Source organism: Enterobacter sp. WI-ESBL-E8 (assembly GCF_053364895.1).
In genome coordinates this window covers 4574459-4598800 of the sequence record NZ_JBRWXJ010000001.1, presented here as the reverse complement: position 1 = coordinate 4598800, position 24342 = coordinate 4574459, and the positions used below count along the sequence as shown (strand labels likewise).

The window sequence follows — 24342 nt, the reverse complement described above, 5'->3', positions numbered from 1 at the left end:
CCCATACCCTGGGAAGTCGGCTACCGTAACGTTTCGCAGCCAGTAAAGTTTGATGTCCTCTGCATACACGTGTAACGTCAATGTATTACTGTAGCATCCTGAGTGTTTTAGCATAGCTTTCGCCGCGTGTCTCCTGGTGTCTCGCTTCAGCATGATGCAGGTCGCCTTCCATTGCGAGAAATGTAACGCACGCGTAATCTGTCACCAAAAATGCAACGTTGGAGTTCAAAAATATGCAAGCGCGCGTGAAGTGGGTTGAAGGTTTAACGTTCCTGGGCGAGTCCGCGTCAGGACACCAGATTTTGATGGATGGTAACTCCGGCGATAAAGCGCCAAGCCCAATGGAAATGGTGCTGATGGCGGCAGGCGGATGCAGCGCGATTGACGTGGTGTCGATTCTGCAAAAAGGCCGTCATGACGTGACGGATTGCGAGGTCAAACTCACCTCAGAGCGCCGGGAAGAGGCACCACGCCTGTTCACCCACATTAATCTTCACTTTGTTGTCACCGGTAAAGCGCTGAAAGACGCGGCGGTCTCACGCGCGGTGGACCTGTCTGCGGAGAAGTACTGCTCTGTGGCGTTAATGCTGGAGAAAGCGGTAAAAATTACCCATTCGTATGAAGTGATCGAGGCTTAATCTTTTGGCGGGTGGCGCTGCGCTTACCCGCCCTACGGATTGTAGGCCCGGTAAGCGCAGCGCCACCGGGCAAAAATGATTATGCGATCTGCTTCCCTTCCATCAGCCGCTCCACCAGCGGCGTCATGATAAGCTCCATTGCCAGTCCCATTTTTCCGCCCGGCACCACCAATGTATTCATGTGCGAAATAAACGAGCCCTGCAGCATCGCCAGCAGCCAGGGGTAATCGATGCCTTCAAGATTGCGGAAATGGATCACCACAAAGCTCTCATCCAGAGAAGGGATCGTTTTGGCGGCAAACGGGTTGGAGGTGTCCACCGTCGGCACGCGCTGGAAGTTAATGTGCGTGCGGGAGAATTGCGGCGTTAAGTAATTGATGTAGTCTTCCATTGAGCGAACGACGGAATCCATCACCGCCTCGCGCGAGTGGCCGCGCTCGCTCATGTCACGCGTCAGCTTCTGGATCCACTCCAGGTTAACGATAGGAACCACCCCGACCAGCAGATCCACGTGGCGCGCCACGTCGTGCTGGGGCGTGACCACGCCGCCGTGTAACCCTTCGTAGAACAGCACGTCGGTGGGTTCCGGCAGCGGCTGCCAGGGGGTAAAGGTGCCCGGTACCTGGTTCCAGGGCACGGCTTCGTCGTAAGTGTGCAGATACTTACGGGACTGCCCTGTGCCGCTCAGGCCATATTCGTGGAAGGTTTGCTCCAGCAGGCCGAAGTCATTGGCTTCCGGGCCGAAGTAGCTGATGTGTTTACCCAGATCGCGCGCCTTACGGATGGCCATGTCCATCTCAGGGCGCGTGTAGCGGTGAAAGCTGTCGCCTTCGACCTCCGCCGCACGGAGATTCAGCTGGGCGAAAATCTTGCGAAAGGCGAGGCTGGTGGTGGTGGTTCCCGCACCACTCGACCCCGTAACGGCAATAACCGGATGTCTGGCAGACATAGCAACTCCCTGACTGAAATGGGTGGAAGATCAGCCGTGAAACGCGTTGCGGGGCATGATATTGACCGTCTCATGCAGTTCTGACCACACCAGCACCACGTCGCCGCTTTTCAGCTGGCGCTTTACATCGTTGACCTTTTGCTCAAGCGAGCGTTCTTGTTCACCATAATCGGTGCCTTCGCGTAATACAAAGCTTTCAATCAGATTATCGAGCGTTTCGGGAGCCAGATCCTGCCAGGGAATAATCATTTTGCACCGTCCAGATAAGGGGTTAGCCAGTCAGGAATACGCGTCTCAAGCCACATTTTCGGGCGGCGCAGCGTGCCGCCGATAAACCCAACGTGGCCACCGTGCTCCGTCAGCTGATAGTGAACGTTGTCGGGCAGGAATTCCTGAGCGGGGATCGAGTGATGATCCATAAAAGGGTCATCTTTGGCATGAATGATAAGCGTCGGCTGCGTGATCTTGCTGAGCAGCGGCATGGCGCTGCACTGACGATAGTAGTCAATCGCATCGGCGAAGCCGTGGATTTTCGCGGTGATCAGATCGTCGAACTCTCGAATACGGCGCACCTTTTTCAGCTGGCGCAGGCTCACCGGAAGGGTATCAGGATAGGCCTTCAGTTTACGCGCCGCGTTGGCTTTCAGCAGGTTGAGCAGGTAGCGCTGATAGACGCGGGAAAAGCCTTTCTCCATGTGGTAGCTGCACTGCTCCAGCATAAACGGCGCGGAGACAATCACCGCGGCATCCAGCGGTACGCTTTCGCCCTCTTTCGCCAGCAGGCAGGCTAGCATATTTCCGCCCAGCGAGTAGCCCACGGCAGCGGTGGGCACGGTGCCAAAGTTTTCCCGCAGCCAGTGTAAAAACCACGTTCCGTCTTCGGTTTCACCCGAGTGATAGATGCGTTTCTGACGATTGGGTTCGCCGCTGCAGCCGCGAAAATGCATCACCACGCCGAGCCAGCCGCGCGCTTTTGCCGCCTCAATTAACCCATGCGCATAGGGGCTGTGCAGGCTGCCTTCCAGGCCGTGAAAGACCACCAGGCGCGGCTTATGGCGGGCCTGCTCCGGCGCTTCGCTCCAGGCGAGATCCAGAAAGTCACCGTCTGGCAGATCAAGTCGCTGCCAGTGCGGGGTGAACTGAACCTTGCGGCGGATCAGTCGCGGCAGCATGGTCTGCAAATGCCGATTGGCGACGCCGCGCATAGGCACGAACTCAGTGCTGTCTTCGGCTGCAATGTCGAAGTCTGATGGAATGATTTGGGTCATAAGCGCGATGCTGATTCTTGTCGGAAATTAACGATACTTTCCGAATTGTACCCCGTTTAGCCTGGTTTTCCGAAACATGAACTGATCCCGATCACAAATATTTACCTTGATTATTACTCTCAGGCTAATGATTTGGCTCTACGCTTAATTGATGCCTTTCTCACCAGAGCGCACACTTTACTCAACGTTAAGCAAATCAAAATGATTAGCTGAATCAGGAGGTTAATAATGTTATCTGGGCAAACACCCACCCGGCAATGGAACACTCGACGCAGCGAAAAAGCGCGTCGTCTGGCGTCCGTACCGGTGCAGGGCAAGGTACTGCCAACCGGCGATCTTGTCGCCATGCTGGAAAAACTGATCGCGCCTGGCGACAAGGTCGTTCTGGAAGGTAACAACCAGAAGCAGGCGGATTTCCTTTCCCGCTCGCTTGCCGAAGTGAACCCGCAAATTGTCCACGACTTGCATATGATCATGCCGAGCGTCGGCCGCAGCGAGCATCTGGATATCTTTGAGAAAGGCATCGCCCGCAAGCTGGATTTCTCCTTCTCCGGGACGCAGAGCCTGCGAATCTCCCAGCTGCTTGAGGATGGTCAGCTCGAAATCGGCGCGATTCATACCTACATTGAGCTCTATTCACGCCTCTACGTCGACCTCTCGCCAAACGTGGCGCTGATCGCCGGCTTTAAAGCCGACCGCAAAGGCAACCTCTACACCGGGGCGAGCACCGAAGACACCCCGGCGCTGGTGGAAGCCGCAGCGTTCCACGACGGGATTGTCATTGCCCAGGTGAACGAGCTGGTGGATGACGAGTGTGACCTGCCGCGCGTCGATATTCCGGGCTCCTGGATCGACTTCGTTGTGGTTGCCGATAAGCCGTTCTTTATCGAACCGCTGTTTACCCGCGACCCGCGTCTGATTAAACAGGAACACATCCTGATGGCGATGATGGCCATCAAAGGCATCTACGCGGAACATCAGGTGCAGTCCCTGAACCACGGGATCGGCTTTAACACTGCGGCAATTGAGCTGCTGCTGCCCACCTACGGCGAACAGCTCGGCCTGAAGGGCAAAATCTGTAAGCACTGGACGCTGAACCCGCATCCGACGCTGATCCCGGCCATTGAAAGCGGCTGGGTCGAAAGCGTGCACTGCTTCGGCGGCGAGCTGGGGATGGAAGAGTACATCCGCGCCCGTCCTGACGTGTTCTTTACCGGTGCCGACGGCTCCATGCGCTCTAACCGCGCGTTCTGCCAGCTGGCAGGCCAGTACGCGGTCGATATGTTTATCGGCTCTACGCTGCAGGTTGATGGTTACGCCAACTCCTCAACGGTGACCCGCGGTCGTCTTTCCGGCTTCGGCGGTGCGCCAAACATGGGCCACGACCCGCACGGTCGTCGTCACGCCACGCCGGCCTGGCTGAACATGATCACCGAACCTGACCCGATGCAGCGCGGTAAAAAACTGGTCGTCCAGATGGTGGAAACCTTCCAGGCGGGCGTGAAGCCAACCTTCGTGGAAAAACTCGATGCCGTTGACGTGGCGAAAGCCTCCGGCATGCCGCTGGCGCCGGTGATGATCTACGGCGACGACGTGACCCACGTGCTGACGGAAGAGGGGATCGCTTACCTCTACCGGGCGAAAGATCTGGAAGAGCGTCGTGCCATGGTCGCGGCCGTCGCCGGTATCACCGATATCGGTCTGGGCCTGGATGCCAAACGCGTGGCGGAACTGCGTCAGAGCGGCAAAGTGGTCTACCCGGAAGATATGGGGATTCGCCGAACCGACGCCACCCGCTCTCTGCTGGCGGCAGGCAGCGTGTCAGACCTCGTGGAATGGTCCGGCGGTCTCTACAACCCACCTGCGAAATTCCGGAGCTGGTAATGAAACTTCTGCCCCAGATTCAGGTTGAAGGCGGTGCCGAATGGCTGGCGCGAACCGCCACGCAGTGTCTGATTGACGAAGCACGTTTAAGCCCGAAACCCGGTCTGGTGGACAGTCGGGGGAACGGCGCGCACCACGATTTATCCCTTGCTCTGATGGAGCGCTCCGCACACAGCCTGACCCCCACGTTTCAGGCGCTGGCGCAGCAAAGCTGGCAGCGTCCGGCAGATATTGCGCTCAGGCAAACCGTCGGGCGGCTCGGCCGCGAAGGCGAGCAGCAGATGATGGCCGCAACCGAGGGCGTAAACACCCATCGCGGCGCGATTTGGGCGCTTGGATTGTTGGTCAGCGCGGTGGCGATGCTGGGCGGTGATGCCCGTGCGCAAGACGTCGCCCGCACCGCCGCGCAGCTGGCAAAACTGCCGGACGATGCGGCGCCGAAGGTCTTCAGTAAAGGCCTGCGCGCCACGCACCGCTACCGCGTGCCGGGTGCCCGCGAAGAGGCTCAGCAGGCGTTCCCGCACGTTATGCAGCGCGCGCTGCCGCAGCTTCGCCTCAGCCGCCTGAACGGCAGCAGTGAAGCACAGGCCAGACTCGATGCGCTGATGGCCATCATGACGTCGCTCACCGATACCTGCGTGCTGTCGCGCGCCGGCATGGAGGGGCTGGACGCTATGCAGCACGGTGCCCGTGCGGTACTGAATGCGGGAGGCTGTGCCACCCTCGCGGGCCAGCAGGCGCTGGCGAACTTAGACCGTCAGATGCTGGCGCTTAACGCGTCACCGGGCGGCGCCGCCGACCTGCTTGCCGCCACGCTGTTTCTTGACCGCGTCGAATCGCCTTATTCAAAGCATTAAGAGGATGTTATGGAAAAAATTACATTGACCGTGCCAGCCAGCCGCGCGTTAAGCGGCAGGGCACTGGCGGGGGTAGTCGGTTCCGGGGATATGGAGGTGCTCTTCACCGCCGAACCGGGCCAGACGCTAACCATTGATATCACCACCTCCGTTGACAACAGCCGTGGTCGCTGGGAGGCGTTGTTCAACCGCCTGCAAACGGTCAGCAGCCTGCCGGCAGGAAAACTGACCATTCATGATTTCGGCGCGACGCCGGGCGTGGCCCGCATTCGCATCGAACAGGTATTTGAGGGGGTGAGCCATGCGTGATGACAGCAGCTTTATCGAATTAAAAGCACGCCAGCGTGCGCAGGCCCTGCTCGACGAGGGCAGCTACCGCGAACTGCTGGATCCGTTTGAAGGCATTATCTCTCCGTGGCTTGGCCCGCAGGGCATTGTGCCGCAGGCGGACGACGGCATGGTGGTGGCGAAAGGCACGATTAACGGTCAGCCGGCCGTTGTCGTGGCGATTGAAGGCGCGTTCCAGGGCGGCAGCATGGGCGAAGTGTCCGGTGCCAAAATGGCGGCCGCGCTGGAGCTGGCGGCAGAAGATAACCGCAACGGCATTCCGACTCAGGCCGTGCTGTGCCTCGAAACCGGCGGCGTGCGCCTGCAGGAAGCGAACCTCGGCCTGGCGGCGATTGCCGATATCCACGCTGCGATTGTCGACCTGCGTCGCTACACGCCCGTTGTCGGGATTGTGGCCGGAACCGTGGGTTGCTTCGGCGGCATGTCCATCGCCGCGGCGCTGTGCAGCTACCTGATTGTGACCCGCGAAGCGCGTCTTGGCCTGAACGGCCCGCAGGTTATCGAGCAGGAAGCCGGGATTGAAGAGTACGACTCTCGCGACCGTCCGTTTATCTGGAGCATGACTGGCGGCGAAGTGCGCTACCAAAGCGGGCTGGTGGATGCCCTGGTCGGTGACGGTATCAACGCGGTGAAACAGGCGATGAACGACGCGATTGCTAAAGGCGTGCCGGCGAAACATCGCACCGATAATTACGACGATTACCTGAACCGTCTGACGAATTTCGACACCCGCAAACAGGCCGATGCCGAACAAATTAACGCGCTTTTTGCCCGGGAGGTGAAATGATGACTAACTCAATTAGCCGTGGCGAACTCTGGCTGGATATTCTCGCCCCGAATGCAAAACGTGTGGAAGGGCTATGCCCGTCGGTGCAGGCTGCAGACGGCGAGCTTAACGGCGAAGCGGTGCGCTTTGTTGCCGTGGTTCCGGATGCCAACAACCACTTCCCGCGCGCCGCGAAGGGTGAAGTCGGTCTGCTGGAAGGCTGGACGCTGGCGAAAGTGGTCAGCGAGACCGTCGCGGCGGACGCCGATAAGGCCGTTAAGCGCCCGATTGTGGCGGTGATTGACGTTCCAAGCCAGGCCTATGGCCGTCGTGAAGAGGCGTTTGGTATTCACCAGGCGCTGGCGGGAGCCGCTGCCGCGTATGCGAACGCTCGCCTGGCCGGTCATCCGGTGATTGGCCTGATCGTCGGCAAGGCGATGTCCGGCGCGTTTCTGGCGCACGGCTACCAGGCCAACCGCCTGATTGCCTTTAACGACAAAGGCGTGCTGATCCACGCGATGGGCAAAGAGTCCGCCGCGCGCATTACGCTGCGTACCGTCGAGGCGCTGGAAAAACTGGCGGCAACCATTCCGCCAATGGCCTATGACATCAGCAACTACGCCACGCTGGGACTGCTCTCCAGCCTGCTGGACATCAGCAACCCGGATGTCCCATCCGATAACGATCTGGCGCAGGTGAAAACCACCCTGCAACAGGCCATCAGTGACGCTCGTCAGGACACCACGCTGAAAAATCGTCTGGGTGCTGACAACCGCCGCAGCTCGGCGCTCGTACGCGAACGTATGCGAGCCAGCTGGTAAGTAAAAAAGAGACCTGCCAGATGCATAACCCCGCGGGCGCGTCCGCTGCGCTCGTGTGGGAGCCTGCATCCTGAAAAATAATAATCATCGCGCCAGTGCTAAAACTTTTTTTACTACAGGTGATTTATGACTTACGTAATTGTTCATGCTCTTGCACCGATTTTCGTCATCATGCTGCTGGGATTCTGGGCCGGTAAGGCAAAGATGGTCGATAATAAAAACGTTTCCCTGCTCAATATCTTCGTGATGGATTTTGCACTGCCTGCCGCGCTGTTTAGCGCCACCGTGCAAACGCCGTGGACCGGCATTGTGGCTCAGTCGCCGCTGATCCTCGTGCTGACCCTGGCGATGTGGATTACCTATGCGGCCATCTACTTCCTCGCCACCAAAGTCTTTAAAAAATCACCGCAGGACGCCGCGGTTCTGACCCTGACGGTCGCGTTGCCGAACTACGCGGCGCTTGGCCTGCCGATTCTGGGCAGCGTGCTGGGGGAAGGTTCTTCCACGTCTCTGTCCGTCGCGGTCTCTATTGCCTGCGGCTCCGTGCTGATGACGCCGTTCTGCCTGCTGATCCTGGAGCGCGAGAAAGCGCGCGCCGAGGGGAATAATTCCGGCTCAACGCTCTCCATGCTGCCGGTGCTGATGTGGCGCTCCATTAAGAAACCGATTGTAATGGGCCCGCTGCTGGGTGTGATTTTGTCCGCCATCGGCATCAAAATGCCGGATCTGGTTCTGGCGGCGATTAAACCGCTGGGGCTGTCCGCCACCGCTGCGGCGCTGTTCCTGACCGGGGTGATCCTCTCTGCCCGTAAGCTGCAGATCAACACAATGGTTATCACCTCAACTATCGCCAAGCTGCTGATTCAGCCTGCGATTGCCTGGGGTATTGTGCTGATCTTCGGTCTGCATGGCTCCGTAGCGATTACCGCTATCCTGATGATTGCGCTTTCTGCGGGCTTCTTCGGCGTGGTGTTCGGTAACCGCTTTGGCGTGCAGTCGCCGGATGCTGAAGCCGTGCTGCTGTTAAGCTCCGTACTGTGTATCCTGTCGCTGCCGCTGTTTATCTCGCTGACTTCAGGAATGTAATCATGACCACAACATTACGCCCGCACGACCTCATCTGGCTTACCGCGCGCGACGCGCTGGAAGGGATCGCCGAATCCTGGGTGGATGCCGTCTGGCATACCGGCCTGCCGGTAGTGGTGCGGCGTGATGTTGATAGCGAAGGCCGCATCCCCGTTGGCGTTCGCGGCCTGCGCCGCGACCAGCGTGCGGCCGGGTGGGTGAAGCCTAAGAACGTGTTACGCGTGGTTTCGCCTGAGGCGCTGAGCGTGACGGCCGATCTGCTGCGCTCGCCGTTTGTGACTCAGCCACCGGTTCAGGTGGCGTTGCAGCTTTCACAGCAGGCGTGGCCGTGGACGTGGGGCGTTACCGGCAGCACCGGCTACGCGCTGGCGACCGGCATTCCGGTGATACACGCCGACAGCGATCTTGACCTGCTGATCCGCGCCCCTGAGCCGATTTCCCCTGATGCTTTTACCGCATGGCAGTCGCAGCTGGGCCGCGCGCTGTGCCGGGCGGATACGCAGGTCGATACGCCCGAAGGGGGCTTTGCGCTGGCGGAGTGGTTACGCGACGGAAAAACGCTGCTGAAAACCCGCCGCGGACCGCGCCTGGTAGCGGATCCGTGGCGCAGGGAGGAGTGATGAAAATACTGTTTACCTTTCCGGGACAGGGCACGCAGCACGAAGGCATGCTGCAAAATTTGCCGGGAACGACGCTTGCACAGGCACGCGAGGTGCTGGGTAGCGAAGTCGATACGCTGGATAGTGCAGCCTCGCTAACTCACACCCGCGCGGTTCAGCTGAGTCTGCTGATTTCAGGCGTGGCTTGGGCGCGCGAGCTCGAGCGGCGCGGCGTGTCGCCTGACATTGTGAGCGGTTTATCGATTGGCGCGTATCCCGCAGCGGTCGTGGCAGGCGCGCTGGAATTTACGGACGCGCTTAAGCTGGTGGCGCTGCGTGGCGATCTGATGGAGCAGGCGTATCCGCACGGCTACGGCCTGACGGCGATTATGGGGCTGACCCTGCCGCAGGTGGAGCAGCTTATCGAGGGTACCGGAACGTATATTGCTAACCTGAATGCCGAAACGCAGATCGTGATTGCCGGAAGCGATGACGGGATGTCGCAGGTGGCGGCGCGCGCGCTGGCAAAAGGGGCAAACAAGGCCAAACGGCTGGCGGTGAGCGTGCCGTCGCACTGTGAACTGCTGGCGGCACCGGCACAAACGCTGGCGGCGGCGTTTGAGTCCGTCACGCTGGCTCGCCCACGCTGTGCGTACCTGAGTGGCAGCACCGGGCGCGTGCTCTGGCAGCCGGAGAAAATCGCGGACGATCTGGCATTGAACATGGCGCGTACGGTGCGCTGGCAGGAGGCGATGATTTCCGCTAACGAACGCGAAGCCCGGCTGGCGATCGAGATGCCGCCCGGCGGCGTACTGACCTGTCTGACGCGACAGGCTGCGTGGGAAGGAGAGACGATTTCACTGGAGCGCAGCGGGGTGGACGTGGCGGTGCATCTGGCGGGTCGGCTTCAGCGATGAGTTTTTTGCCCGGTGGCGGCTGCGCCTTACCGGGCCTACGGGTTCGGTTGTCTTGTTTTGTATCACGCACTTTCCTGCAGGCTGCGCGCATACATCCGGCCTTCGGCCGCCAATGCCCGCAGGCTCGGGTCCTGCTCGCGGTTGCGGGCGAATACAATCGCGATAAGCTGCTGCATCTGGTACGGTTCAGCCAGCTTCAGTAGCTGCACCGAATTCTCGTAGACCTTCTTCATCCTGCCCGGCATTAGCGTAAAGCCGACGCCCGCCTGAACCAGACTGAGCATTGAAAAAATGTCGTTCACCCGGGTAACAATCTCCGGTTCGAACCCGGCGATATGGAACGCTTCCTGGAACCCGGCGTAGGTCGCAAACCCTTCTGCAAGCGCGACAAATTTCTGATCTTTATAATCGCGGAGATCCGCTGGCCCGTGGGTATTCAGCGTGGCGGAAGCCGGTGCGGCAAGGAATATGTCGTCATGGAACAGCGGCAGAACCTCAAGGCTGTTGCGGTCGATATCGCTTTCGGAGATGGAGATCAGGATGGCGTCCAGCGACCCGTCGTCCAGCATGTGGAGCAAGGTGTCGTTAGAGCCCATCGTCAGATCCATTTCCAGATCCGGACGACGCAGCTTCATGCCCATAATCAGACGCGGCACGGTTTCCAGGGTGAGCGAGTAGAGCGTACCGACGCGTAAGCGCCCCTGGCCAATGCCGGCGACCTTGCGCGACTCTTCCAGCCCGCGCTCCATCACCTGCATCACTTCCTGGCAATACTCCAGCAGCGTCCAGGCGGAAGGTAGGGCAATCAGGTTGCGCCCCTTGTGGGTAAAGAGCGGGCAGTGCACGTTCTCTTCCAGGGTGTGCAGCGCGCGGTGCACGCTTACGCCGCTCAGGCCCAGAGTCTCGGCGGTACGCGCGATATTCCCCTTCTCCATAAACGTCATGAAGATGCTGAGCTTGCGGAACGTAATCTCGCTCGTGATATCGAAACTCATAGCCCTCCCGGAGTCTTATTCAACCTGCAGCATCGCTTCAAGCTGTTCCTGCGCGTCGAGCCATGACATCTCACACTCTTCGAGGCTCGATTTGGTCTTCGCCTGGGTTTGCAGGCAGTCCGTCAGTTCCGCTTTACGGCTCTGGTCATAGAGACCGCTATCGCCGAGCTTCTCTTCAACGGCGGCAAGCGTGGCGTTGAGCTTTTCCATCTCTTTTTCGAGACGGGCAATCTCTTTACGCAGCGGCTGCGTCTGGGTGCGCAGCTCCGCTTCACGGCGCTTCTGGTCTTTACGCGCCTGCGCGCTGTTGGCGTTATCTTTCGTGGACTCTTCCGGCTGGTTTTCCTGCTTCTGCACGTCCGTCAGCCACTGTTGGTAGTCCTCCAGATCGCCGTCGAACGGTTCGACTTTGCCGTCGTGAACTAAGTAGAGATCGTCCGTGGTGGAGCGGATCAGGTGACGATCGTGCGAAACCACAACCAGCGCACCTTCGAACTCAATCAGCGCTTCGGTCAGCGCCTGACGCATGTCGAGATCCAGGTGGTTGGTGGGTTCATCGAGCAGCAGCAGGTTCGGGCGCTGCCAGACGATCAGCGCCAGCACCAGGCGGGCTTTTTCGCCCCCGGAAAAGCGCTCGGTATTTTCAGTGACCTTATCGCCCTGGAAGCCGAAGCCGCCGAGGTAGTCGCGCAGCTTCTGCTCCATCTCCTGCGGCGCCAGACGCGCGAGGTGCTGAATCGGAGATTCATCCGCCCGTAAAAATTCCAGCTGATGCTGGGCGAAATAGCCCAGCTTGATGCCCTTCGCCAGCCCGATTTCGCCGCTGACCGGGTTAAGCTCGCCCGCCAGCAGTTTGATCAGCGTGGATTTACCGGCACCGTTGCGCCCAAGCAGACCAATACGTGAGCCCGGCACCAGGTTGAGCTTGATGGAGTCGAGAATAATGCGATCGGCATAGCCCGCGCTCACTTTCTCCATCTTCAGGAGCGGGTTCGGCAGGCTTTCCGGCGCGCGGAAGCTGAAGTGGAACGGGTTATCCACGTGCGCCGGGGCGATCATCTCCATGCGTTCGAGCATCTTGATGCGGCTCTGGGCCTGCTTGGCTTTTGACGCTTTGGCCTTGAAGCGATCCACAAAGCTCTGCAGGTGCGCCACGCGCTGCTGCTGGCTTTCGTACATGGACTGCTGTTGAGCAAGGCGCGTCGCGCGCTGGCGCTCGAAGGAGCTGTAGTTGCCGGTGTACTCGAACATCGTTTGCTGTTCGATATGAATGATTTTATCCACCACCGGGTCGAGGAAGTCGCGGTCGTGGGAGATCAGAATCAGAGTGCCCTGATAGCTCTTGAGCCACTTCTCCAGCCAAATAACCGCATCGAGATCGAGGTGGTTGGTCGGTTCATCGAGCAGCAGCAGGTCAGAGCGGCAGATCAGCGCCTGCGCCAGGTTGAGGCGCATACGCCAGCCGCCGGAGAAGTCGCTGACCGGGCGTTCCAGCTGTTCATTGCTGAAGCCCAGGCCGTGCAGCAGGCTGGAGGCGCGGGAGCGAATGGTCCACGCGTCGATGGCGTCCAGCTTCCCGTGAACGGTGGCGATGGCGTGGCCGTCGTTGCGCTCGTTAGCGGCGTTGAGTTCCGCCTCGAGCTTACGGTATTCACGATCGCCGTCGATAACATAGTCGAGTGCCGGTTCGCTCAGGGCTGGCGTCTCCTGGTTCACCCATGCGAGCTGCCAGTTCCCCGGGAAGGTAAAGTTACCGCCATCCGCGCTAATCTCGTTTTTCAGCAGCGCCAGCAGCGTGGATTTACCGCAGCCGTTTTTGCCGACCAGACCCACTTTTTGGCCCGGATTGATGGTAGCAGTGGCGTTATCCAGCAGGACGCGCACGCCGCGACGAATTTGTAACGAGGAGAAAACAATCATAGAAGCGCCGTATGTTCCGACTATGTTAATTTGTCATTATGATAATGTAAGGTGTGCGCCATTTTCCGCACCGGGCCGCCATGGTAGCCCAAAACAACGACGATACACAAAAACAGAAACAAGACCGGGAGGGGAATGATGTCTCAGACAGCAAAAGTGCTGCTGCTGTATGCCCATCCGGAATCTCAGGACTCGGTGGCGAACCGGGTTCTGCTTAAGCCGGCTACTCAGCTCAGCAACGTGACGGTGCACGATCTTTACGCGCACTATCCTGATTTTTTTATTGATATCCCTTACGAGCAGGAACTGCTGCGTCAGCATGACGTGATTGTGTTTCAGCATCCGCTTTATACCTACAGCTGTCCGGCGCTGCTCAAAGAGTGGCTGGACCGCGTGCTGAGCCGGGGCTTCTCCAGCGGGGTGGGGGGCAACCAGCTGGCGGGAAAGTACTGGCGCAGCGTGATTACAACCGGTGAGCCAGAAAGCGCTTACCGCCACGACGGGCTGAACCGTTATCCAATGAGCGACATCCTGCGGCCTTTCGAGCTGACGGCGGCGATGTGCCGTATGCACTGGATGAGCCCGATTATTGTCTACTGGGCACGGCGTCAGGATCCGAAAGAGCTGGCAAGCCACGCCAGAGCCTACGGTGAATGGCTGGCATCCCCGATTCCGGCAGGAGGTCGTTAATGGAAGGATCGAATTTGCTCCTCGCCGGGGTGCTATTTTTATTTGCGGCCGTCGTCGCGGTGCCGCTTGCTGCGCGGATTGGAATAGGTGCGGTGCTGGGTTATCTGCTGGCGGGGATCGCGATTGGCCCCTGGGGGCTGGGATTCATCAGCGATGTGGATGAAATTCTCCACTTCTCCGAGCTGGGCGTGGTGTTCCTGATGTTCATCATCGGCCTGGAGCTGAATCCTTCTAAGTTGTGGCAGCTCCGGCGCTCTATCTTTGGCGTGGGGGCCGCGCAGGTGCTGTTCAGCGCCGCTATTCTGGGCGGCCTGTTAATGCTGACGAGTTTCTCCTGGCAGGCGGCGGTGATAGGCGGAATAGGCCTTGCGATGTCCTCGACGGCGATGGCCCTGCAGCTGATGCGCGACAAAGGGATGAATCGCAATGAAGCCGGTCAGCTGGGCTTTTCGGTGCTGCTGTTCCAGGACTTAGCGGTGATCCCGGCGCTGGCGCTGGTGCCGCTGCTGGCGGGTTCTGGCGACGATCACTTTGACTGGGCAAAAATTGCCATGAAGGTGCTGGCCTTTGCGGGCATGCTGATTGGCGGACGTTTTCTTTTACGTCCCGTGTTCCGCTTTATTGCCGCGTCGGGCGTGCGCGAGGTCTTTACGGCCGCGACGCTCCTGCTGGTGCTGGGATCGGCGCTGTTTATGGACGCGCTGGGGCTGTCGATGGCGCTCGGGACCTTTATCGCCGGGGTGCTGCTGGCGGAGAGCGAATATCGCCACGAGCTGGAAATTGCCATCGATCCCTTCAAAGGGCTGCTGCTAGGTTTGTTCTTTATTTCGGTGGGGATGGCGCTCAATCTCGGCGTGCTCTATACCCATCTGCTGTGGGTGGTGGTGAGCGTTGCCATCCTGGTGGCGGTGAAAACGCTGGTGCTGTACGTCATGGCGCGCATTTACGGCTTGCGCAGTTCGGAACGCATGCAGTTTGCCAGCGTGTTAAGCCAGGGGGGCGAGTTCGCGTTTGTGCTGTTCTCTACCGCCTCCTCCCAGAAGCTGTTTAAAGACGATCAGATGGCGCTTTTGCTGGTAACGGTCACGCTGTCTATGATGACCACACCGCTGCTGATGAAGCTGGTTGATAAACTCCTGTCGCGCCGCTTAAACCCGACTGACGATGAAGATGAAGCGCCGTGGGTGGAAGACGATAAGCCGCAGGTGATTGTGGTGGGCTTTGGCCGCTTCGGACAGGTTATCGGTCGTTTGCTGATGGCGAACAAAATGCGCATTACGGTGCTGGAACGCGATATCAGCGCGGTCAACCTGATGCGTAAATATGGCTACAAGGTGTACTACGGCGACGCGACCCAGCTTGAGCTATTGCGCTCGGCGGGTGCAGAGGCAGCAGAGTCCATCGTGATTACCTGCAACGATCCGGAAGACACGATGAAGCTGGTAGAGCTGTGCCAGCAGCATTTTCCGCATCTGCATATTCTGGCGCGCGCGCGTGGACGTGTTGAAGCTCACGAACTGTTACAGGCGGGTGTGAAACACTTCTCCCGTGAGACCTTTTCCAGTGCGCTGGAGCTGGGCCGCAAGGCGTTGATCTCACTGGGGATGCATCCTCATCAGGCGCAGCGCGCCCAGATGCATTTCCGCCGGCTGGATATGCAAATGTTGCGCGAGCTGATGCCGGTACATTCCGATACTGAGCAGATCTCCCGCGTGCGGGAAGCGCGTCGCGAGCTGGAGGAGATCTTCCAGCGAGAGATGCAACAGGAACGACGCCAGCTTGATGGCTGGGATGAATTTGAATAAAGGGTAACGAAAGATGGCTGTACGTAAACGCTTTATTGCGGGTGCAAAATGCCCGACCTGCCAGGCGCAAGATACCCTGGCGATGTGGCGGGAAAATAATGTTGATGTTGTTGAGTGTGTTAAGTGCGGTCACCAGATGCGTGAGGCCGATAAAGAGGCCCGCGATCATGTACGCAAAGAAGAGCAAGTTATCGGGATTTTTCATCCGGACTAGCGATATCGCCTGAGTTTTTTTAAGCTAAAGGGTACACGGGTGCAGATTTCCGCTACAATCTGCGCCAGCAATTTTCCCACGCTCAGGAGATATCATGAAAGTAGCAAAAGACCTGGTGGTCAGCCTGGCCTATCAGGTACGTACAGAAGACGGTGTGTTGGTTGATGAGTCTCCGGTGAGTGCGCCGCTTGACTACCTGCATGGTCACGGCTCCCTGATTTCTGGCCTGGAAACCGCGCTGGAAGGTCATGAAGTTGGCGACAAATTTGACGTTGCTGTAGGCGCGAATGACGCTTACGGTCAGTATGACGACAACCTGGTTCAGCGCGTTCCTAAAGACGTGTTCATGGGCGTTGACGAGCTGCAGGTTGGCATGCGCTTCCTGGCTGAAACTGACCAGGGTCCGGTTCCTGTTGAAATCACCGAAGTGGAAGACGACCACGTTGTGGTTGACGGCAACCACATGCTGGCTGGCCAGAACCTGAAGTTCAACGTAGAAGTTGTCGCTATCCGTGAAGCAACCGAAGAAGAGCTGGCTCATGGCCACGTTCACGGTGCAAACGGCCACGACCATGACCACGATCACGGCCACGACGGCTGCTGCGGTGGTCACGGCCACGATCACGGCCATGGTCACGACCACGGTAAAGGTGGTTGCGGTAACGGCGGCTGCGGTTGCCACTAATTCCGTCATGCGGAAAATAAAAAAGCGGGATAATCCCGCTTTTTTTACGCCTCAGTAATGAGGTGGTGGCGTCTCTTCAGATTGAGAGGCGATGTGCGATGCCTGTGTGGCCTTCACTTTTTCAGTGAGCAGACGCAGCAGATCCCGCAGTTTTGCCATTTCTAGCTCGTGGGCGGTCACCGTTTGGTTGAGCTCTTCGATGGTGATGTCCTGAAAAGCCAGGCGGCTTTCAAGCTCGGCCAGTCTCTCTTCTATCATCGTGTCCTTCATGATTCACCTCGTCTGTTTCTGATTCGCCATAATGGGTCAGCGGCGGCGAAGTTTAACCGAGTTTATCCCTGAGTGCAGTATTCATCCCTGCAGCAAGAAACTTATTTAAACAAAAATAGTCTGAAAAGTGGCGAGAATCGGGGGAGTCTGTCTGTAGATTTCTTCCGCAACGATTTATAGTACGTAACTCATTTACGTTTAATGCTGGGGTGAGAGTCCCCAGGCCCTGGAGATATGGATGAAATCACTGTTTAAAGTAACGCTGCTGGCGACGACGATGGCTGTTGCGCTGAACGCGCCGCTGTCATTCGCTGCTGATACTGCTGCGAAGCCTGCTGCCACTGCAGACAGCAAAGCGGCGTTCAAAAATGACGACCAGAAATCCGCCTACGCACTCGGCGCATCTCTGGGTCGTTACATGGAAAACTCTCTGAAAGAACAAGAGAAACTGGGCATCAAACTGGATAAAGCTCAGCTGATCGCCGGTGTTCAGGACGCATTTGCAGATAAGAGCAAGCTGTCTGACCAGGAAATCGAACAGACTCTGCAGGCGTTTGAAGCGCGTGTGAAGGGTGCCGCTCAGACCAAGATGGAAGCGGACGCTAAAGACAACGAAGCGAAAGGCAAAGCCTACCGCGATACCTTTGCTAAAGAGAAGGGTGTGAAAACCTCTTCTACTGGTCTGGTGTACAAAGTTGAGAAAGAAGGCACCGGCGATGCGCCTAAAGACAGCGATACCGTTGTTGTGAACTACAAAGGTACGCTGATCGACGGTAAAGAGTTCGATAACTCTTACACCCGTGGTGAGCCGCTCTCTTTCCGTCTGGATGGTGTGATCCCTGGCTGGACTGAAGGCCTGAAAAACATCAAGAAAGGCGGCAAAATCAAGCTGGTTATCCCACCAGATCTGGCGTACGGCAAAACCGGCGTTCCGGGTATCCCTGCCAACTCTACGCTGGTCTTTGACGTAGAGCTACTGGATATCAAACCGGCACCGAAAGCGGATGCAAAGGCAGACGCGCCGGCTGAAGAAAAAGCCGCGACAGACGCTAAGAAGTAATGTGATAAAAACCGCCGCCTTTAAGGCGGCGGTTTTTTTATTGTGGGGCAGATATAATTAACACTGGAAAGCGCTATACACGCTGTATTAATTTAGTTGTCCGTGTAGATAATGAGCCTGCCCTGAAAACCTAACGACAGGCTCCTGAAAAGGAGTGTTTTTTTCATGTCCAGGTCGCTTTTAACCAACGAAACCAGTGAACTTGATTTGCTGGATCAACGTCCTTTCGATCAGACCGACTTCGATATTCTGAAATCCTATGAAGCGGTGGTGGACGGGTTAGCGATGCTCATTGGCTCCCACTGCGAAATCGTATTGCACTCCCTGCAAGATCTGAAGTGTTCCGCCATCCGCATTGCGAATGGTGAGCATACTGGCCGTAAAATTGGTTCGCCAATCACCGACCTTGCATTGCGTATGTTGCATGACATGACCGGCGCGGACAGCAGCGTCTCCAAATGCTATTTCACCCGCGCCAAAAGCGGCGTGCTGATGAAATCAGAAACCATCGCGATTCGAAACCGCGAGCATCGTGTAATTGGTCTGCTGTGCATCAACATGAACCTTGATGTGCCATTCTCGCAAATCATGAGCACCTTTATTCCACCAGAAACGCCGGATGTGGGCTCTTCTGTTAACTTTGCCTCCTCCGTTGAAGATCTCGTGACTCAGACGCTTGAGTTTACGATTGAAGAGGTGAATGCCGATCGCAACGTTTCGAACAACGCCAAGAATCGCCAGATCGTGCTTAATCTCTATGAGAAAGGAATTTTTGATATTAAAGACGCCATCAATCAGGTGGCCGATCGTCTGAACATCTCCAAGCACACGGTTTACCTCTACATCCGCCAGTTCAAAAGCGGTGATTTCCTGGGACAAGACAAGTAATGCGTTTTGCGTTAATGGTGACAGGCCCGGCGTACGGTACTCAGCAGGCCAGCAGCGCGCTGCAGTTTGCGCATGCGCTACTGGCGGCCGGACATGAGCTGGCAAGCGTCTTCTTCTATCGGGAAGGGGTGTATAACGCGAACCAGTTTACGTCACCGGCGAGCGATGAGTTTGATCTGGTGCGCGCCTGGCAGGCATTAAACGAAAAGCAGGGCGTAGAACTGCATATCTGCGTTGCGGCGGCACTGCGCCGCGGCGTGACCGATGCAACCGAAGCCGCCCGGCTTGGTTTATCGGGTTCTAACCTGCAGCCCGGTTTTTCGTTGAGTGGTCTGGGTGCACTGGCACAGGCGGCGTTAACCTGCGACAGAGTGGTGCAATTCTGATGAAGCGTGTCGCGTTTGTTTTTTCCTCCGCGCCGCACGGTAATGCGTCCGGCAGAGAAGGGCTGGATGCGCTGCTCGCGACATCAGCGCTGACCGACGATATTGGCGTCTTCTTTTTGGGGGACGGTGTATTTCAGCTTCTGGCGGGGCAACAGCCTCAGGCCATTCTGGCGCGGGATTACATTGCAACCTTCAAAGTTTTACCGCTTTACGACATCGAAACGTGCTATGTCTGTGCCGACTCCCTGGCCGCGCGCGGTTTAAATGAGGCAACGCCTTTCGTGCTGGATGTGACAACGCTGTCTTCTGCTGCACTGCGCGAACACCTTTCCCACTACGACACCGTTCTGACTTTCTGAGGCTGCCATGCTCCATACTCTGAGCCATTCACCGTGGCAATGTGATATCGACGCGTTACTGAGTATGCTGCGCGAAGGTGACGACCTGCTGCTGATTCAGGATGGTGTACTTGCCGCGCTTGAAGGCAGTCGTTTCGTTGAAATCCTCTGCAATGCCCCCATATCTGTCTCTGCGCTGAAAGAGGATCTTGATGCGCGAGGACTATCTGGTCAAATTTCAGCCAAAGTTGACGTGGTTGGCTATACTGATTTCGTCAATCTTACTGTGATACACGCCAGTCAAATGAACTGGTGATTTGAGATCGCTGTATATTTCTTGACACCTTTTCGACGTAGCCCTAAAATTTCGCGTCCTCATATTGTATGAGGTCGTTTTATTACGTGTTTACGAAGCAAAAGCTAAAACCAGGAGCTATTTAATGGCAACAGTTAACCAGCTGGTACGCAAACCACGCGCACGCAAAGTTGCAAAGAGCAACGTGCCTGCGCTGGAAGCCTGCCCGCAGAAACGTGGTGTATGTACTCGTGTATATACCACCACTCCTAAAAAACCAAACTCCGCACTGCGTAAAGTATGCCGTGTGCGTTTGACTAACGGTTTCGAAGTGACTTCCTACATCGGTGGTGAAGGTCACAACCTGCAGGAACACTCCGTGATCCTGATCCGTGGCGGTCGTGTTAAAGACCTTCCGGGTGTTCGTTACCACACCGTTCGTGGTGCGCTCGACTGCTCAGGTGTTAAAGACCGTAAGCAGGCTCGCTCCAAGTACGGCGTGAAGCGTCCTAAGGCTTAATGGTTCTCCGTTAAGTAAGGCCAAACTGATTTATCTTAATGTCAAACTAAACTCTTTGAGTTTTGGACAATCCTGAATTAACAACGGAGTATTCCCATGCCACGTCGTCGCGTCATTGGTCAGCGTAAAATTCTTCCAGATCCGAAATTCGGATCAGAACTGCTGGCAAAATTTGTAAATATCCTGATGGTAGATGGTAAAAAATCTACTGCAGAAGCAATCGTATACAGCGCGCTTGAGACCCTGGCTCAGCGTTCTGGTAAAAATGAACTGGAAGCTTTCGAAGTCGCTCTCGACAACGTTCGCCCTACCGTAGAAGTTAAGTCCCGCCGCGTTGGTGGTTCTACTTATCAGGTTCCAGTTGAAGTTCGTCCGGTTCGTCGTAATGCTCTGGCAATGCGTTGGATCGTTGAAGCTGCTCGTAAACGCGGTGATAAATCCATGGCTCTGCGTCTGGCGAACGAACTTTCTGATGCTGCAGACAACAAAGGTACTGCAGTTAAGAAACGTGAAGACGTTCACCGTATGGCAGAAGCCAACAAGGCGTTCGCACACTACCGTTGGTAATCCCTTCGGAGTATTAGTCACCAGGCGGGCGCTTCAGAGAAGCCGCCCGCTCTGGGTAACTTAACTGAACGCCTAAAGATATAAACGAGGAATCAAATGGCTCGTACAACACCCATCGCACGCTACCGTAACATCGGTATCAGTGCGCACATCGACGCCGGTAAAACCACTACTACCGAACGTATTCTGTTCTACACCGGTGTAAACCACAAAATCGGTGAAGTTCATGACGGCGCAGCCACCATGGACTGGATGGAACAGGAGCAGGAGCGTGGTATTACTATCACCTCCGCAGCGACTACTGCATTCTGGTCAGGTATGGCTAAGCAGTACGAACCGCATCGCGTAAACATCATCGACACCCCGGGCCACGTTGACTTCACCATCGAAGTAGAACGTTCCATGCGTGTTCTTGACGGCGCGGTAATGGTTTATTGCGCAGTTGGTGGTGTTCAGCCACAGTCTGAGACCGTATGGCGTCAGGCGAACAAATATAAAGTTCCACGCATCGCGTTCGTTAACAAAATGGACCGTATGGGTGCTAACTTCCTGAAAGTTGTTGGTCAGATCAAAACCCGTCTGGGCGCGAACCCTGTTCCGCTGCAGCTGGCAATTGGTGCTGAAGAAGGCTTCACCGGCGTTATCGACCTGGTGAAAATGAAAGCCATCAACTGGAACGATGCAGACCAGGGCGTTACCTTCGAATACGAAGATATCCCGGCTGAAATGCAGGACCTGGCTGACGAATGGCACCAGAACCTGATCGAATCCGCTGCTGAAGCTTCTGAAGAGCTGATGGAGAAATACCTGGGTGGTGAAGAACTGACTGAAGAAGAGATCAAAAAAGCTCTGCGTCAGCGCGTTCTGAACAATGAAATCATCCTGGTAACCTGTGGTTCTGCGTTCAAGAACAAAGGTGTTCAGGCAATGCTGGATGCGGTAGTTGACTACCTGCCATCCCCGGTTGACGTTCCTGCGATCAACGGCATCCTGGACGACGGTAAAGATACTCCAGCAGAGCGTCACGCAAGCGACGAAGAGCCATTCTCTGCACTGGCGTTCAAAATCGCTACCGACCCATTCGTGGGTAACCTGACCTTCTTCCGCGTTTACTCTGGTGTGGTTAACTCCGGTGACACCATCCTGAACTCCGTGAAAGCGGCGCGTGAACGTTTTGGCCGTATCGTACAGATGCACGCTAACAAACGTGAAGAGATCAAAGAAGTTCGTGCGGGCGACATCGCTGCAGCTATCGGTCTGAAAGACGTGACCACTGGTGACACCCTGTGTGACCCGGATCACCCGATCATTCTGGAGCGTATGGAATTCCCTGAGCCGGTAATCTCCATCGCGGTTGAACCAAAAACCAAAGCTGACCAGGAAAAAATGGGTCTGGCTCTGGGCCGTCTGGCGAAAGAAGACCCATCATTCCGCGTATGGACTGATGAAGAATCTAACCAGACCATCATCGCTGGTATGGGTGAACTGCACCTGGACATCATCGTTGACCGTATGAAGCGTGAATTCAACGTTGAAGCGAACGTGGGTAAACCTCAGGTTGCTTACCGCGAAGCGATTCGTGCGAAAGTTACCGATGTTGAAGGTAAACACGCTAAGCAGTCTGGTGGTCGCGGTCAGTACGGTCACGTTGTGATCGACATGTACCCACTGGAGCCGGGCTCTAACCCTAAAGGTTACGAGTTCATCAACGACATCAAAGGTGGTGTAATTCCTGGCGAATACATCCCAGCCGTTGATAAAGGCATTCAGGAACAGCTGAAAGCGGGCCCTCTGGCTGGCTATCCGGTTGTTGACATGGGTGTTCGTCTGCACTTCGGTTCTTACCACGACGTTGACTCCTCTGAACTGGCGTTTAAACTGGCTGCGTCTATTGCCTTTAAAGAAGGCTTTAAGAAAGCAAAACCAGTTCTGCTTGAGCCAATCATGAAGGTTGAAGTAGAAACTCCTGAAGAGAACACCGGTGACGTTATCGGTGACTTGAGCCGTCGTCGCGGTATGCTGCGTGGTCAGGAATCCGAAGTAACTGGCGTTAAGATCCACGCTGAAGTTCCGCTGTCTGAAATGTTCGGATATGCAACTCAGCTGCGTTCTCTGACCAAAGGTCGTGCATCATACACCATGGAATTCCTGAAGTATGATGATGCGCCTAACAACGTTGCTCAGGCCGTTATTGAAGCCCGTGGTAAGTAATCCACAGGATTAAAACCTAAGTCCCGTGCTCTCTCCAGAGGGGAGAGCACTATAGTAAGGAATATAGCCGTGTCTAAAGAAAAATTTGAACGTACAAAACCGCACGTCAACGTTGGTACTATCGGCCACGTTGACCATGGTAAAACTACCCTGACTGCTGCAATCACTACCGTTCTGGCTAAAACCTACGGTGGTTCTGCTCGTGCATTCGACCAGATCGATAACGCACCAGAAGAAAAAGCTCGTGGTATCACCATCAACACTTCCCACGTTGAATATGACACCCCGACTCGCCACTACGCACACGTAGACTGCCCAGGCCACGCCGACTATGTTAAAAACATGATCACCGGTGCTGCGCAGATGGACGGCGCGATCCTGGTTGTTGCTGCGACTGACGGCCCAATGCCTCAGACTCGTGAGCACATCCTGCTGGGTCGTCAGGTAGGCGTTCCTTTCATCATCGTGTTCCTGAACAAATGCGACATGGTTGATGACGAAGAGCTGCTGGAACTGGTAGAGATGGAAGTTCGTGAACTGCTGTCTCAGTACGATTTCCCAGGCGACGATACCCCAATCGTTCGTGGTTCTGCTCTGAAAGCGCTGGAAGGCGAAGCTGAGTGGGAAGCGAAAATCATCGAACTGGCTGGCTTCCTGGATTCTTACATCCCAGAACCAGAGCGTGCGATTGATAAGCCATTCCTGCTGCCAATCGAAGACGTATTCTCCATCTCCGGTCGTGGTACCGTTGTTACCGGTCGTGTAGAGCGCGGTATCATCAAAGTTGGCGAAGAAGTTGAAATCGTTGGTATCAAAGAGACTGCGAAGTCTACCTGTACTGGCGTTGAAATGTTCCGCAAACTGCTGGACGAAGGCCGTGCTGGTGAGAACGTTGGTGTTCTGCTGCGTGGTATCAAACGTGAAGAAATCGAACGTGGTCAGGTACTGGCGAAGCCAGGCTCAATCAAGCCACACACCAAGTTCGAATCTGAAGTGTACATCCTGTCCAAAGACGAAGGCGGCCGTCATACTCCGTTCTTCAAAGGCTACCGTCCACAGTTCTACTTCCGTACAACTGACGTGACCGGTACCATCGAACTGCCAGAAGGCGTTGAGATGGTAATGCCAGGCGACAACATCAAGATGGTTGTGACTCTGATCCACCCAATCGCGATGGACGACGGTCTGCGTTTCGCAATCCGTGAAGGCGGCCGTACCGTTGGCGCGGGCGTTGTTGCTAAAGTTCTGGGCTAATTAATTATCCCCGAATAAAAAAAGGACGCTTCGGCGTCCTTTTTTGTTTTCTGCCGCTAAAAGTCTGTCACAAAATTTCGCATTTTTTGCCCGCTCCCGCCCCGTATTCCG

The 24342-nt window shown here is 56.4% G+C and carries 28 protein-coding genes; 22 read left to right on the top strand and 6 right to left on the bottom strand.

Going from position 1 to position 24342, the window contains the following annotated elements; all coding sequences use genetic code 11:
* Window positions 1-233 precede the first annotated feature (233 nt).
* Window positions 234-638, top strand: a complete 405-nt coding sequence (locus ACWHWP_RS22000; RefSeq protein WP_014885509.1) for an OsmC family protein — start codon at window positions 234-236, stop codon at window positions 636-638.
* Between the two features lie 79 nt (window positions 639-717).
* Here ACWHWP_RS22000 and ACWHWP_RS21995 read toward each other — a convergent pair whose 3' ends face one another.
* From ACWHWP_RS21995 to ACWHWP_RS21985, 3 genes are read right to left on the bottom strand one after another with little or no spacing between them, the layout of a single operon-like run.
* Window positions 718-1587 carry a phosphoribulokinase gene (locus tag ACWHWP_RS21995; protein ID WP_047345763.1) on the bottom strand — a complete coding sequence of 290 codons (870 nt, stop codon included), beginning with the start codon at window positions 1585-1587 and terminating at the stop codon, window positions 718-720.
* A 30-nt stretch (window positions 1588-1617) separates the two neighbouring features.
* Complete coding sequence (locus ACWHWP_RS21990; RefSeq protein WP_008503016.1) at window positions 1618-1836, bottom strand: YheU family protein; 219 nt, start codon at window positions 1834-1836, stop codon at window positions 1618-1620.
* Entirely contained in the window at window positions 1833-2855 is a 1023-nt protein-coding gene (locus ACWHWP_RS21985; protein ID WP_047345764.1) for a hydrolase, read from the bottom strand. Before ACWHWP_RS21985 ends, ACWHWP_RS21990 begins: the two co-directional genes overlap by 4 nt.
* Before the next feature lie 228 nt (window positions 2856-3083).
* On the opposite strand from ACWHWP_RS21985, the gene mdcA reads away from it, so the two are divergent.
* The 8 genes from mdcA to mdcH all read left to right on the top strand — a co-directional run bounded on the left by mdcA (window position 3084) and on the right by mdcH (window position 10133).
* Window positions 3084-4739, top strand: coding sequence for a malonate decarboxylase subunit alpha (mdcA, locus tag ACWHWP_RS21980; protein WP_447856390.1), 1656 nt, complete (start codon window positions 3084-3086; stop codon window positions 4737-4739).
* Window positions 4739-5596: a triphosphoribosyl-dephospho-CoA synthase gene (locus ACWHWP_RS21975; RefSeq protein WP_047345765.1), complete on the top strand. Its 858-nt coding sequence runs from the start codon at window positions 4739-4741 to the stop codon at window positions 5594-5596. Before mdcA ends, ACWHWP_RS21975 begins: the two co-directional genes overlap by 1 nt.
* Window positions 5597-5605: 9 nt before the next feature.
* Window positions 5606-5905, top strand: a complete 300-nt coding sequence (mdcC, locus tag ACWHWP_RS21970) for a malonate decarboxylase acyl carrier protein (protein WP_014885504.1) — start codon at window positions 5606-5608, stop codon at window positions 5903-5905.
* On the top strand, window positions 5898-6731 hold the full coding sequence (locus tag ACWHWP_RS21965) for a biotin-independent malonate decarboxylase subunit beta (RefSeq protein WP_447856388.1): 834 nt from the start codon (window positions 5898-5900) through the stop codon (window positions 6729-6731). Before mdcC ends, ACWHWP_RS21965 begins: the two co-directional genes overlap by 8 nt.
* Complete coding sequence (gene mdcE / locus ACWHWP_RS21960) at window positions 6731-7531, top strand: biotin-independent malonate decarboxylase subunit gamma (protein ID WP_447856735.1); 801 nt, start codon at window positions 6731-6733, stop codon at window positions 7529-7531. Before ACWHWP_RS21965 ends, mdcE begins: the two co-directional genes overlap by 1 nt.
* Window positions 7532-7657: 126 nt before the next feature.
* A complete protein-coding gene (locus tag ACWHWP_RS21955) occupies window positions 7658-8617 on the top strand; it encodes an AEC family transporter (protein WP_063144222.1) in 960 nt (319 codons plus the stop codon).
* Window positions 8618-8619: 2 nt separating this feature from the next.
* Complete coding sequence (locus ACWHWP_RS21950; RefSeq protein WP_447856387.1) at window positions 8620-9237, top strand: malonate decarboxylase holo-ACP synthase; 618 nt, start codon at window positions 8620-8622, stop codon at window positions 9235-9237.
* Window positions 9237-10133, top strand: a complete 897-nt coding sequence (gene mdcH / locus ACWHWP_RS21945; RefSeq protein ID WP_447856386.1) for a malonate decarboxylase subunit epsilon — start codon at window positions 9237-9239, stop codon at window positions 10131-10133. The genes ACWHWP_RS21950 and mdcH overlap by 1 nt, the downstream gene beginning before the upstream one ends.
* 62 nt (window positions 10134-10195) lie before the next feature.
* Here mdcH and ACWHWP_RS21940 read toward each other — a convergent pair whose 3' ends face one another.
* Window positions 10196-11128 carry a LysR substrate-binding domain-containing protein gene (locus ACWHWP_RS21940; protein ID WP_447856385.1) on the bottom strand — a complete coding sequence of 311 codons (933 nt, stop codon included), beginning with the start codon at window positions 11126-11128 and terminating at the stop codon, window positions 10196-10198.
* A 15-nt stretch (window positions 11129-11143) separates the two neighbouring features.
* Window positions 11144-13048, bottom strand: a complete 1905-nt coding sequence (locus ACWHWP_RS21935; protein ID WP_447856383.1) for an ABC transporter ATP-binding protein — start codon at window positions 13046-13048, stop codon at window positions 11144-11146.
* Window positions 13049-13186: 138 nt separating this feature from the next.
* On the opposite strand from ACWHWP_RS21935, the gene kefG reads away from it, so the two are divergent.
* From kefG to slyD, 4 genes are all read left to right on the top strand, one after another.
* A complete protein-coding gene (gene kefG, locus ACWHWP_RS21930) occupies window positions 13187-13738 on the top strand; it encodes a glutathione-regulated potassium-efflux system ancillary protein KefG (RefSeq protein WP_014885493.1) in 552 nt (183 codons plus the stop codon).
* Window positions 13738-15543, top strand: coding sequence for a glutathione-regulated potassium-efflux system protein KefB (gene kefB, locus ACWHWP_RS21925; RefSeq protein WP_063430418.1), 1806 nt, complete (start codon window positions 13738-13740; stop codon window positions 15541-15543). The genes kefG and kefB overlap by 1 nt, the downstream gene beginning before the upstream one ends.
* 13 nt (window positions 15544-15556) lie before the next feature.
* On the top strand, window positions 15557-15757 hold the full coding sequence (locus ACWHWP_RS21920; RefSeq protein ID WP_033146793.1) for a YheV family putative zinc ribbon protein: 201 nt from the start codon (window positions 15557-15559) through the stop codon (window positions 15755-15757).
* A gap of 94 nt (window positions 15758-15851) precedes the next feature.
* Window positions 15852-16442: a peptidylprolyl isomerase gene (gene slyD, locus ACWHWP_RS21915; RefSeq protein ID WP_063430420.1), complete on the top strand. Its 591-nt coding sequence runs from the start codon at window positions 15852-15854 to the stop codon at window positions 16440-16442.
* Window positions 16443-16493: 51 nt separating this feature from the next.
* Here the strand turns inward: slyD and ACWHWP_RS21910 are convergent, their stop codons facing one another.
* A complete protein-coding gene (locus ACWHWP_RS21910; RefSeq protein ID WP_047345774.1) occupies window positions 16494-16712 on the bottom strand; it encodes a protein SlyX in 219 nt (72 codons plus the stop codon).
* A gap of 238 nt (window positions 16713-16950) precedes the next feature.
* On the opposite strand from ACWHWP_RS21910, the gene fkpA reads away from it, so the two are divergent.
* The 9 genes from fkpA to tuf all read left to right on the top strand — a co-directional run bounded on the left by fkpA (window position 16951) and on the right by tuf (window position 24231).
* Entirely contained in the window at window positions 16951-17772 is an 822-nt protein-coding gene (fkpA, locus tag ACWHWP_RS21905) for an FKBP-type peptidyl-prolyl cis-trans isomerase (protein ID WP_025758059.1), read from the top strand.
* A gap of 165 nt (window positions 17773-17937) precedes the next feature.
* Window positions 17938-18660 (top strand): helix-turn-helix transcriptional regulator, encoded by a 723-nt coding sequence (locus ACWHWP_RS21900; RefSeq protein WP_003861697.1) that lies wholly within the window; start codon window positions 17938-17940, stop codon window positions 18658-18660.
* Window positions 18660-19046, top strand: a complete 387-nt coding sequence (tusD, locus tag ACWHWP_RS21895; protein WP_033146792.1) for a sulfurtransferase complex subunit TusD — start codon at window positions 18660-18662, stop codon at window positions 19044-19046. The genes ACWHWP_RS21900 and tusD overlap by 1 nt, the downstream gene beginning before the upstream one ends.
* On the top strand, window positions 19046-19405 hold the full coding sequence (gene tusC, locus ACWHWP_RS21890) for a sulfurtransferase complex subunit TusC (protein ID WP_063430422.1): 360 nt from the start codon (window positions 19046-19048) through the stop codon (window positions 19403-19405). Before tusD ends, tusC begins: the two co-directional genes overlap by 1 nt.
* A gap of 7 nt (window positions 19406-19412) precedes the next feature.
* The gene (tusB, locus tag ACWHWP_RS21885; RefSeq protein WP_063958059.1) at window positions 19413-19700 is read left to right on the top strand and encodes a sulfurtransferase complex subunit TusB; all 288 of its coding nucleotides are present in this window, start codon (window positions 19413-19415) and stop codon (window positions 19698-19700) included.
* 124 nt (window positions 19701-19824) lie between these two features.
* Window positions 19825-20199, top strand: a complete 375-nt coding sequence (gene rpsL, locus ACWHWP_RS21880) for a 30S ribosomal protein S12 (protein WP_000246815.1) — start codon at window positions 19825-19827, stop codon at window positions 20197-20199.
* A gap of 96 nt (window positions 20200-20295) precedes the next feature.
* The gene (gene rpsG / locus ACWHWP_RS21875; protein WP_004106370.1) at window positions 20296-20766 is read left to right on the top strand and encodes a 30S ribosomal protein S7; all 471 of its coding nucleotides are present in this window, start codon (window positions 20296-20298) and stop codon (window positions 20764-20766) included.
* Between the two features lie 96 nt (window positions 20767-20862).
* Window positions 20863-22977: an elongation factor G gene (gene fusA / locus ACWHWP_RS21870; protein WP_032662329.1), complete on the top strand. Its 2115-nt coding sequence runs from the start codon at window positions 20863-20865 to the stop codon at window positions 22975-22977.
* A gap of 69 nt (window positions 22978-23046) precedes the next feature.
* Window positions 23047-24231, top strand: coding sequence for an elongation factor Tu (gene tuf, locus ACWHWP_RS21865; protein WP_014068448.1), 1185 nt, complete (start codon window positions 23047-23049; stop codon window positions 24229-24231).
* Window positions 24232-24342 lie beyond the last annotated feature (111 nt).

Bases quoted from the DNA above. Each gene is read 5' to 3' on its own strand.
- ACWHWP_RS22000 (WP_014885509.1), top strand. From the start codon at position 234: ATGCAAGCGCGCGTGAAGTGGGTTGAAGGTTTAACGTTCCTGGGCGAG.
- ACWHWP_RS21995 (WP_047345763.1), bottom strand. From the start codon at position 1,587: ATGTCTGCCAGACATCCGGTTATTGCCGTTACGGGGTCGAGTGGTGCG.
- ACWHWP_RS21990 (WP_008503016.1), bottom strand. From the start codon at position 1,836: ATGATTATTCCCTGGCAGGATCTGGCTCCCGAAACGCTCGATAATCTG.
- ACWHWP_RS21985 (WP_047345764.1), bottom strand. From the start codon at position 2,855: ATGACCCAAATCATTCCATCAGACTTCGACATTGCAGCCGAAGACAGC.
- mdcA (WP_447856390.1), top strand. From the start codon at position 3,084: ATGTTATCTGGGCAAACACCCACCCGGCAATGGAACACTCGACGCAGC.
- ACWHWP_RS21975 (WP_047345765.1), top strand. From the start codon at position 4,739: ATGAAACTTCTGCCCCAGATTCAGGTTGAAGGCGGTGCCGAATGGCTG.
- mdcC (WP_014885504.1), top strand. From the start codon at position 5,606: ATGGAAAAAATTACATTGACCGTGCCAGCCAGCCGCGCGTTAAGCGGC.
- ACWHWP_RS21965 (WP_447856388.1), top strand. From the start codon at position 5,898: ATGCGTGATGACAGCAGCTTTATCGAATTAAAAGCACGCCAGCGTGCG.
- mdcE (WP_447856735.1), top strand. From the start codon at position 6,731: ATGACTAACTCAATTAGCCGTGGCGAACTCTGGCTGGATATTCTCGCC.
- ACWHWP_RS21955 (WP_063144222.1), top strand. From the start codon at position 7,658: ATGACTTACGTAATTGTTCATGCTCTTGCACCGATTTTCGTCATCATG.
- ACWHWP_RS21950 (WP_447856387.1), top strand. From the start codon at position 8,620: ATGACCACAACATTACGCCCGCACGACCTCATCTGGCTTACCGCGCGC.
- mdcH (WP_447856386.1), top strand. From the start codon at position 9,237: ATGAAAATACTGTTTACCTTTCCGGGACAGGGCACGCAGCACGAAGGC.
- ACWHWP_RS21940 (WP_447856385.1), bottom strand. From the start codon at position 11,128: ATGAGTTTCGATATCACGAGCGAGATTACGTTCCGCAAGCTCAGCATC.
- ACWHWP_RS21935 (WP_447856383.1), bottom strand. From the start codon at position 13,048: ATGATTGTTTTCTCCTCGTTACAAATTCGTCGCGGCGTGCGCGTCCTG.
- kefG (WP_014885493.1), top strand. From the start codon at position 13,187: ATGTCTCAGACAGCAAAAGTGCTGCTGCTGTATGCCCATCCGGAATCT.
- kefB (WP_063430418.1), top strand. From the start codon at position 13,738: ATGGAAGGATCGAATTTGCTCCTCGCCGGGGTGCTATTTTTATTTGCG.
- ACWHWP_RS21920 (WP_033146793.1), top strand. From the start codon at position 15,557: ATGGCTGTACGTAAACGCTTTATTGCGGGTGCAAAATGCCCGACCTGC.
- slyD (WP_063430420.1), top strand. From the start codon at position 15,852: ATGAAAGTAGCAAAAGACCTGGTGGTCAGCCTGGCCTATCAGGTACGT.
- ACWHWP_RS21910 (WP_047345774.1), bottom strand. From the start codon at position 16,712: ATGAAGGACACGATGATAGAAGAGAGACTGGCCGAGCTTGAAAGCCGC.
- fkpA (WP_025758059.1), top strand. From the start codon at position 16,951: ATGAAATCACTGTTTAAAGTAACGCTGCTGGCGACGACGATGGCTGTT.
- ACWHWP_RS21900 (WP_003861697.1), top strand. From the start codon at position 17,938: ATGTCCAGGTCGCTTTTAACCAACGAAACCAGTGAACTTGATTTGCTG.
- tusD (WP_033146792.1), top strand. From the start codon at position 18,660: ATGCGTTTTGCGTTAATGGTGACAGGCCCGGCGTACGGTACTCAGCAG.
- tusC (WP_063430422.1), top strand. From the start codon at position 19,046: ATGAAGCGTGTCGCGTTTGTTTTTTCCTCCGCGCCGCACGGTAATGCG.
- tusB (WP_063958059.1), top strand. From the start codon at position 19,413: ATGCTCCATACTCTGAGCCATTCACCGTGGCAATGTGATATCGACGCG.
- rpsL (WP_000246815.1), top strand. From the start codon at position 19,825: ATGGCAACAGTTAACCAGCTGGTACGCAAACCACGCGCACGCAAAGTT.
- rpsG (WP_004106370.1), top strand. From the start codon at position 20,296: ATGCCACGTCGTCGCGTCATTGGTCAGCGTAAAATTCTTCCAGATCCG.
- fusA (WP_032662329.1), top strand. From the start codon at position 20,863: ATGGCTCGTACAACACCCATCGCACGCTACCGTAACATCGGTATCAGT.